This window comes from Bartonella sp. AA89HNZF (genome assembly GCF_042196905.1).
Lineage (GTDB): Bacteria > Pseudomonadota > Alphaproteobacteria > Rhizobiales > Rhizobiaceae > Bartonella.
In genome coordinates, this window is record NZ_JBHIRD010000133.1 from 1 (window position 1) to 249 (window position 249).

At 41.8% G+C, this 249-nt stretch carries 1 pseudogene; it reads right to left on the bottom strand.

Going from position 1 to position 249, the window contains the following annotated elements:
* Positions 1–249 (bottom strand): annotated as a pseudogene (locus ACFIN0_RS10135) (hypothetical protein); the annotation flags it as partial.

The following is a 249-nucleotide window of genomic DNA, read 5'->3' on the forward strand; positions in this document are numbered from 1 at the left end:
GTCTATTCCACTCCCTCCACCATTACCACCAGAAAAAATAAAGCTTTCACCACTGCTGCCGTCCCTGTTTCCTCCTCCATCGCCACCTTTCCCTCCAAAGTTAACAAAAATCATGGAGACGGAATATCCTCCTTCTGCAGTAACAAGCCCTTTGATAATTGTTTTACCACCATTGCATAAAATGTTACTGTCATTGCCTTTACCACCACGACCAATGTAAGCTGTTTTTAATTTATCTAAATCAGAACC